Origin of the sequence: Acidovorax sp. HMWF018 (genome assembly GCF_003061035.1) — a bacterium.
Classification (GTDB): Bacteria; Pseudomonadota; Gammaproteobacteria; order Burkholderiales; family Burkholderiaceae_C; genus Acidovorax; species Acidovorax delafieldii.
Genome location: NZ_QAIM01000238.1, coordinates 1 through 7808, shown reverse-complemented (window position 1 = coordinate 7808; position 7808 = coordinate 1). Strand labels below are relative to the sequence as shown.

Sequence of the window (7808 nt, the reverse complement as noted above, 5' to 3'; positions counted from 1 at the left end):
CCTCGCGGGCAACAAGGTGCGCGCCATTGGTGTGGCCAGCCCGCAGCGAGTGACCACCATGCCCGATGTGCCCACGATTTCCGAGCAGGGCCTGCAGGGGTTTGAAGGTTTTGCGTGGCAAGGCCTGGTCGTACCCACCGGCGCGCCGGCCGATGTGGTGGCGAACTTCAGCAAGGCACTGCAGACCGCACTGGCCGACACGCGCACCAAGGCGCGCCTGCAGGCACTGGGTGTGGAGCCTATGCCCGGCACCGCCGCCCAGATGGGCAGCTTTGCGCGCGCCGAGCGGGAGAAGTGGGGGCGCGTCATCACCAAGGTGGGCGTAAAACTCGACTGACCCCCCAGGGGCTGCGCCCCATCCCCCTGCGTGGGCGCCCACGGTGCGGGCCGAATACGGGGCTCAGCGGCTGCGCGCCAGCCTTCGCTTGCGGTGCAAGGCGGGCGCGAGCCACAGCAGCTGCACCGTCACATAACCCAGCACTGCGAGCAGCAGGCCCAGCGTGGGCAGGCCGATCAGCAGCGGCGTGCCCAGTGCCTGCATCCAGGTGCCCAGGGCCTGCACCGTGAACTCCCCACCCGGCGCCACGATGCTCCAGGCGGGCAGGGTCTGCGCGCCGGGCATCACCAGCGCCCCGAGGTAGAAGGCCACGACATACAGCGGCACGGTGGTGAGCGGGTTGGTATAGAAGGTGGCCACGCCTCCGGCCACCACGTTGCCGCGCACCCAGGCGCACACCAGCAGCGTGCCCGGGATCTGCAGCGGCCCTGGGATCAGGCCGCAGAACATGCCAGCCGCCACCCCGCGCGCCAGCGGCTGGCGCTGGAAGCGGAACAGCGCGCGCTGCTCCAGCCAGGGCTGGAACTGCGCCAGCCAGCTGCGGTCCAGCAGTTGCCGGGCCCGGGGTTCCAGGGCCCGCAACCAGCGGCGCAGGCGACACAGCGGCTGCATCATGCGACGAACGCTACCGCAGTGCCGGCGCCCCACAAGGTGGTGAGGCCCACCAGCAGGTTCACGTCGCGCGGCTCGTTCTCAGCGTGGTAGGCCATGGCTGTGGCCCCCACCAGGCCCAACAACATGCACAGCATCACCGATTCGATCAGATCCATGGCTCAAGTCTCCCGGTTTGGCAGCGATCAGGCCTTGGGGGGCAGTGCGGGTGGGGCGCCCTTGGCGGCCTCGCCCGAATTGCGCAGCGACAGGAAGATCGACCCGGCGATCAGCGTGGCCGTGACCAGCAAGGCATAGCCAATCGGAATCTTCACAAAGTCGATGAGCAACATCTTGCCGCCGATGAAGACCAGGACCAGCGCCAGGCCGTAGGCCAGCAGGTGGAAGCGGTCGGCCAGGTCTGCCAGCAGGAAGTACAGCGCACGCAGGCCCAGGATGGCAAAGATGTTGGCCGTGAGCACGATGAACGGGTCGCTGGTGATGGCGAAGATCGCCGGGATGCTGTCCACCGCAAAGATGATGTCGGTCGTGCCGATCAGGATCAGCACCACGAACAGCGGGGTGTAGTGCTTGACGCCGTTGATCAGGGTCGAGAGCTTTTCGCCGTCGAACTGGTCGGTGATGCGGATGCGCTTTTTCAGGAACCTGAGCACCGGGTTGGTGGCGATGTCAGGCTCCTGCCCGGCGGCAAACCACATCTTCACGCCCGTGACGACCAGGAACGCACCGAACACATACAACAGCCAGTGGAAGGTGGCCAGCAGCCAGGCGCCTGCCAGGATGAGCAGCGTGCGCAGCACGATGGCGCCGATGATGCCGATTATGAGCGCGCGCTTTTGGTATTGCGGCGGCACGGCAAAGTAACTGAACAGCATCAGGAAGACGAAGATGTTGTCCACCGACAGGCTCTTCTCCACCAGGTAGCCGGTGATGAACTGCATGGACACCGTGTTGGCGATCTCGCGGCCCTGGCTGCTGTCCAGGTACCACCACAGGATGGCCACGAACACAAAGGCGAGCGAGAACCACAACAGGCTCCAGCGCGCGGCCTCGCCCATGGTGACCTTGTGCGCGCCCTGGCGCTCCATGACCAGCAGGTCCACGCCTATGGCGATGACCACGAAGACGGCAAATCCCGCCCACATCCACCACGTTCCGATTGTTTCCATCGAGTTTCTCCAAAGATGCCCTCACACGCCCAGGCACGCCGGACGCCCAAGCCCCGGACTGTAGGGGCTGGGGTACTTCTTTAAAACCTGTGATCACAGTAGTATTGGTTCGGTTTTTACGAACCAAACACTTTTTTAACGGCCCCACCGCAAAGAGATCATGAGCCAGAGCTTCAACTACCGCCATCTTTTCTACTTCTGGGTGGTGGCCAAGGAGGGCGGCATCGCCCGCGCCGCAGAGCGGCTGGACATGGCCGTGCAGACCATCAGCGCCCAGGTGCGCGAGCTGGAAAAGTCGCTGGGCGTGAGCCTGCTGCGCACCGAGGGCCGCAACCTGGTGCTGACCGACGCAGGCGTGGCCGCGCTGCATGAAGCCGACCACATTTTTGCGCTGGGCGAGCAGCTGCCCGTGCGGGTGCGCGAGGCCGCCAGCGGCCAGACGTTGCGGCTGAACCTGGGCATCTCCGACGGCATTGCCAAGCTGGCCGTGCACCGGCTGCTGACCCCCGTGCTGGACGAGCCGCACCTGCGCCTGTTGTGCCATGAGGGCGAGTTCCAGCCCCTCTTGGGCGAGCTGGCGCTGCACAAGCTCGATGCCGTGCTGGCAGACCGTGCCGCGCCCCCCAACCCCGCCCTGCGCACCACCAGCCAGCTGCTGGGCACGAGCGCCATTGCCTGGTATGCGCCCCCGCTGTGGGCCGAGGCGGCGGCCAACGACTTCCCGCACAGCCTGGCTGTGGTGCCCGTGCTGCTGCCCACCGACCACGCCGCGATGCGCGCACGCATCGACCACTGGCTGGAGCGCGAGCGCATCCGCCCGCGCATTGCCGGGGAGTTTGAAGACAGCGCCCTTTTGAGCACCTTTGCCGCCACCGGCATGGGCGTGATGCCCGCGCCGGTCTCGCTGGGCGAGCACCTGGCCCAGACCCACGGGCTGGTGCAGGTGGGTACCGCACCCGACGTGCAGGAGCAGTTCCACCTGATCTACAGCGCCCGCAAGGTGATGCACCCGCTGCTCACGCGGCTGCTGGAGGCAGGCCAGGGCGGAATGCTATTGAATTGATAGCCATCAGCACATACCGATCTAGCGCTTGGGGCCCAAAAGACGCAAAAAGCTGGCGCAATGCCCTCGCAGGCCCCGTCAGTCGCGCCCTGCCCGCTCGATGTGCTGCGCCGCCGATGCCGGGTCGGAAAAGCACAGTTCGTGGCTGCCCGGGCACTCCACCAGGCGGAACAAGCCCAGCCGCTCCGACAGGCGCGGGTGCCACGGCAGGCTGTGGGGCAGCGCGGTGTCCTGCTGCGCGTTGAGGTAGCTCTTGCCCACCTCCAGCGCGGCCAGCGGCACGGGCAGTTGCGCGGGTTCGGTGAAGGTGCGGTAGGGGTGGGGGTTGAGCAGCGCGTAGGTGCTTTGCGCCAGAGCCTCGTCGGCATCGTTGATGAAGGCTTCACGCCAGATGGGGTACGGCAGCACTACGGCATTGCCACTGCTGGCCGCCACCTGGTCGAACAGCGCACGGTAATGCGGCGGCACCAGGTCATTCAGGCACTCGCCCGGCTGCGGCACAAAGGCGTTCCAGTACACCAGACGGCGGATGCGCCCGGGCAGGCGCGCGGGCATGTGGCTGATGACCATGCCGCCGTAGCTGTGGCCCACCAGGCGCACGTCGGTCAGGCCCTGGCCTTCGATGAAGGCCGCCAGCGAATCCACCGCGTCGGCGAGACCCGTGGCCGCGCGGTCGTCGCCGGGGTTGTTGCCCGCGAGCGTGGGGCAGTGCACGGTGTGGCCGCGCGCGCGCAGGTGGGTGGCGGTGGCTTCCATTTCGGCACCGGTGTGCCAGGCGCCATGGACCAGGACATAGGTATCCGGCATGTGTGTCTCCTTGGGGTTGTGTTGCAGGACTGGGCAATCCGCCCTGCCGCTACCTTAGAAACACCTGGTGGCAAGGAATGGCCTGCGCGTGCCAGCCGGCTGTGCTGGGTGTGCCAAAAGCTTCACCGCCGTGTAGCGCGGCAAGGCGAAGCAACAACGACACGGAGGATTGGGAGACGGAATCAGCCGCCACGCCGCCACTGCGCGGGCGACACGCCCATGGCGCGCTGAAAGGCGCGTGCGAAATGCGAAGGGTCGGCAAAGCCGCAGCGCCGCCCGATCTCGGCCACGGCCACATGGGCCAACTGGGGACGGCGCAGCAGCTCGCCTGCACGCGCCAGGCGCAGTTCGCGCAAGGTGCCCGCAAAGGTGTGGCCCTGTGCCGCAAAGGCCCGGTGCAGGGTGCGCAGCGACACACCCGCCTCCTGCGCCAGCGCCGGGGCCGAGATGCCCGGCTGGTCGATGCGTGCCTGCAGCAGCGCACACAGATGGGCATGCAGGCTGCGCGCCGCAGTGGGTGCCGGTGGCTGGGGCGGCTCCAGCGCAGCGCACAACAGCGCCCCCAGGTGGTCGGACAGCAATGCTGGCGGCAAGGCCTGCGCCGAGGCCGGGTCACGCGCCAGCTGCACGGCCAGCGCCCCCAGGCTCTGGCCCCAGCCCTGGTCGCGCCAGGCCACACGCGGCCCGGGCGCCTCGGCCTGCTGCAGCCACTGCCCCACCCAGGCGCGCGGAAGCTGCAGCGACACACAGTGCACGCCTTCAGGAAAGTGCAGTTCATAGGGCCGGGCCGAATCCAGCAGCACCACATCGCCCGGGCGCAGGTGGGCCACATGGCCATCCTGGCGCACATGCCACGCGGTCTCGGCCTGGCCGATCAGGTAGAAGGGCAGCTGGCGGCTGCGCGCAATGCCTGCGGGTGTGCGAAACACATCCTGGGTGGAGGCACGCACGCGGTTGATGGACAGCGTCTCCACCGGCAGGCTTTGCAGCTCGCCGCCGAACAGCGGCGCCTCGCGGGAGCTGCAATCCATCTCCAGAAACGCCTCGCAGATCGCGCCCACCCAGTAGTCCAGGCGCGCGGGCGGCGCCACCACGTCGGTGGTCCACTGGCGCAAAGCAGCGGGGGACGAAAGCGCGGGAGCGGCGGGCATGGCGCCCAATCTACCGGCAAGCGGGCCGGGCAGGCAACAGGGCCAGCCCTCCCGCCCACACTCCTGACGACCTGCCTGCCAGGCTCAGCGCTGCGGCATGTCCTTCACCGAATACCCCAGGCTCACCGTGGCATCGTCAGGAATGGCGGGCATGGACGCATTCCACGCCTCCCACGCGGCGCGCATGGCCTGCAGGCGCTCGGGCTCCACGGGCGCGCGGTTGGCGCGCTCGCGTTCGTCGTTGGCCAGGTTGAACAGGTAGTCGTTGCCGTCCACCCGCAGGTACTTCCACACGCCCTGGCGCATGGCTCGCTGGCCCCGGTGGTTCATGCGCCAGAACAGCGGGGGCTCGTCGATCACGTTGGCATCGCGCAGCAGCGGCATCAGCGAGCGGCCGTCCAGTGGGTAGTCCGCATGCGCGGCGGTCCCTGCGACGTCGAGCATGGTGGCCGACCAGTCCATGGTCATACAGGTCTGCGCGCTCACGCCGCCGGGGGCGATCACCGCAGGCCAGTGGGCAATCCAGGGCACGCGGATGCCGCCTTCGGTCAGGTCCATCTTGCCGCCCACCAGGGGCCAGTTGTCCGAGAAGCGCTCGCCGCCGTTGTCGCTGGTGAACACCACCAGCGTGTCGCGCGCCAGGCCCAAGGACTCCAGCAGCGCCATGATGCGGCCGATGCCCTCGTCCATGTGGTGGATCATGCGGCGGTAGGTCTCGATGTTGCCGCCGTGCAGGTGGAACAGGTTGCCCTTGACCTCCTGCGCCAGCGCCTCGTCGTCGCGCGTTTCCCACGGCCAGTGGGGCGCGGTGTAATGCAGGCTCAAGAAGAACGGCGTGCCTGCCTGCGCCCCCGGCGCCATGCGCTGCACATAGTCGAGCGCGTGGTCGGTGATGAGGTCGGTGAGGTAGCCGTCCTGCTGCTTTTCCTCCTCGCCCAGGTACAGGTCATGCGTGCCGTTGGAGCTGCAGTGGGTGAAGTAGTCCACCCCGCCCGACATGGGCCCGAAGAACTCTTCATAGCCCGAGCGCAGCGGCCCGAACGCGGGCGGGTAGCCCAGGTGCCACTTGCCCATCAGCCCCGTGCGGTAGCCTGCTGCGCGCAGCAGCGACGGCAGCGTTGGGTGCTCGGGCGGCAGGCCCAGCGTGGTGCTGCCCCGGCTCTTGCTGTTGATGGGTTCCTCGGCAGCACCGCGCAGGCGGTACTGGTAGCGCGCCGTCATCAGCGCAAAACGCGTGGGCGAGCAGACGGGCGAATTGGAATAGCCCTGCGTGAGCTTGAGGCCCTTGGCCGCCAGCTGGTCGAGCACCGGCGACACCGGGCCAAACGCCGCGTCGCGCCCGCCGTAGCAGCCCAGGTCGGCATAGCCGAGGTCGTCGGCGACGATGAAGATGATGTTGGGGCGGGGGTGCGTGTTCATCTCTGAAATCCAATGTCACTTACTGTTGGCTGCGACCTGCGCAACTGGCACGGGCCATGCGAGGGGCGGCTAGCAAGGGCCGCCCCGCAGCAAGGCCACCGTCCCCCTCGGGGGAAGCGGCGAAGCCGCTCAGGGGGGCTTCCTTGCTATGGCTTGAAGCCCGAGCGCTGCACGACGGGCGCCCATTGCGCGCGGTAGGCCTTGAGCATCGCCTCAGTCTGCGCCATGGTCGCCACCACCGGCTCCATCTTGGCGGTCTCGAACTTGCGCTGCGTATCCGGATCTTTCATCACCTCCACGATCAAGCCGGACAAGCGTTCGGCCTGGGCCTTGGGCATGCTCATGGGCGCAAAAAAGGTGTTCCACCCGGTGGCGGCCAGGTCCATGCCGCTTTCCTTGAAGGTGGGGATCTTGGGGTCCAGCGGGCTGCGTTTGGCGCTCGACACGGCCAGGATGCGGATCTTGCCGGCCTCGTGCTGGGGCAGCAGGGTGTCGAAGGTGTCAAACGCCACAGGGATTTGCCCGCCCAGCAGGTCATTGAGCAATGGGGCAGAGCCCCGATAGCCCACCACCTCGGCGCGCACCTTGGCGGCGTCGCCCACCATCAGGCCAAAAAAGTGCGGCAGGCTGCCCGTGGCAGGCACGCCGAAGTTGGCCTTGTCGGGGTTGGCGCGCAGCCACGCCATGAGGTGAGGCAGTTCCTTGACCGGCACGGCACTGCCCACAGCCAAGCCAAATTCGTAGCTGTTGACATGGCTCACAGGGCGGAAGTCCCGCTCGGGGTCGTAGCCCGCGTCCGGGAACACCAGGGGCGCCACCAGCATGACGGCCGGGTTGGCCAACAGCAGCGTGGGCTGGTTGGCGGGCGCGGCTTTGACAGCCTGGGCCGACAGGCGGCCGCCCGCGCCGGTCTTGTTCTCCACGATGACGGGCGTACCGAGCTTGCTGCCCAGCTTGTCGGCCACGATGCGGGCCACGCGGTCGGTGGCGCCGCCGGGGGCGTAGCCCACCACGATGCGCAGCGGGGTGTCCTGGGCATGCGCCAGGGTGGCGCACAGGGCCAGCACGGCGGTCAGGGCAGAGGTGGCAAGGGGTTTCCACATGATCGGTTTCTCCAGCGTGGGCAGACGGGCCCGGCAGCAGGGCTGCCCGGGTTGATGGGCGCAATGTATTGGGCACACAATCAATTGATCTAATCAATCATCGCCCGGATATACCCTGATGCCCGCGCCTGCACCGGCCCCCCACCC

9 protein-coding genes are annotated in these 7808 nt (G+C 67.8%); 2 read left to right on the top strand and 7 right to left on the bottom strand.

Annotated features, from left to right (window positions below; translation table 11 throughout):
• Positions 1–337: tripartite tricarboxylate transporter substrate binding protein (locus DBR23_RS08535; protein WP_255581613.1), on the top strand; the 337-nt coding region annotated here is incomplete at its 5' end.
• A 63-nt stretch (positions 338–400) separates the two neighbouring features.
• Here DBR23_RS08535 and DBR23_RS08530 read toward each other — a convergent pair.
• Genes DBR23_RS08530 through DBR23_RS08525 form a run of 3 tightly spaced genes read right to left on the bottom strand, consistent with a single transcriptional unit; the run spans position 401 to position 2118 of the window.
• Positions 401–952, bottom strand: coding sequence for a DUF2062 domain-containing protein (locus DBR23_RS08530; protein ID WP_108497955.1), 552 nt, complete (start codon positions 950–952; stop codon positions 401–403).
• Positions 949–1107, bottom strand: coding sequence for a hypothetical protein (locus tag DBR23_RS29920; RefSeq protein ID WP_199227666.1), 159 nt, complete (start codon positions 1105–1107; stop codon positions 949–951). The genes DBR23_RS08530 and DBR23_RS29920 overlap by 4 nt, the downstream gene beginning before the upstream one ends.
• Before the next feature lie 27 nt (positions 1108–1134).
• Positions 1135–2118, bottom strand: coding sequence for a TerC family protein (locus DBR23_RS08525; protein WP_056065578.1), 984 nt, complete (start codon positions 2116–2118; stop codon positions 1135–1137).
• Between the two features lie 160 nt (positions 2119–2278).
• Between DBR23_RS08525 and DBR23_RS08520 the strand changes: the two genes are divergently transcribed.
• Entirely contained in the window at positions 2279–3181 is a 903-nt protein-coding gene (locus DBR23_RS08520; RefSeq protein ID WP_108497954.1) for a LysR family transcriptional regulator, read from the top strand.
• A gap of 78 nt (positions 3182–3259) precedes the next feature.
• Here DBR23_RS08520 and DBR23_RS08515 read toward each other — a convergent pair whose 3' ends face one another.
• The 4 genes from DBR23_RS08515 to DBR23_RS08500 all read right to left on the bottom strand — a co-directional run bounded on the left by DBR23_RS08515 (position 3260) and on the right by DBR23_RS08500 (position 7661).
• Positions 3260–3988: an alpha/beta hydrolase gene (locus DBR23_RS08515; protein WP_108497953.1), complete on the bottom strand. Its 729-nt coding sequence runs from the start codon at positions 3986–3988 to the stop codon at positions 3260–3262.
• A 182-nt stretch (positions 3989–4170) separates the two neighbouring features.
• Positions 4171–5139: a helix-turn-helix domain-containing protein gene (locus tag DBR23_RS08510; protein WP_108497952.1), complete on the bottom strand. Its 969-nt coding sequence runs from the start codon at positions 5137–5139 to the stop codon at positions 4171–4173.
• 84 nt (positions 5140–5223) lie between these two features.
• Entirely contained in the window at positions 5224–6558 is a 1335-nt protein-coding gene (locus DBR23_RS08505) for a sulfatase (protein ID WP_108497951.1), read from the bottom strand.
• 146 nt (positions 6559–6704) lie between these two features.
• On the bottom strand, positions 6705–7661 hold the full coding sequence (locus tag DBR23_RS08500) for a Bug family tripartite tricarboxylate transporter substrate binding protein (RefSeq protein WP_108497950.1): 957 nt from the start codon (positions 7659–7661) through the stop codon (positions 6705–6707).
• Positions 7662–7808: the final 147 nt, after the last annotated feature.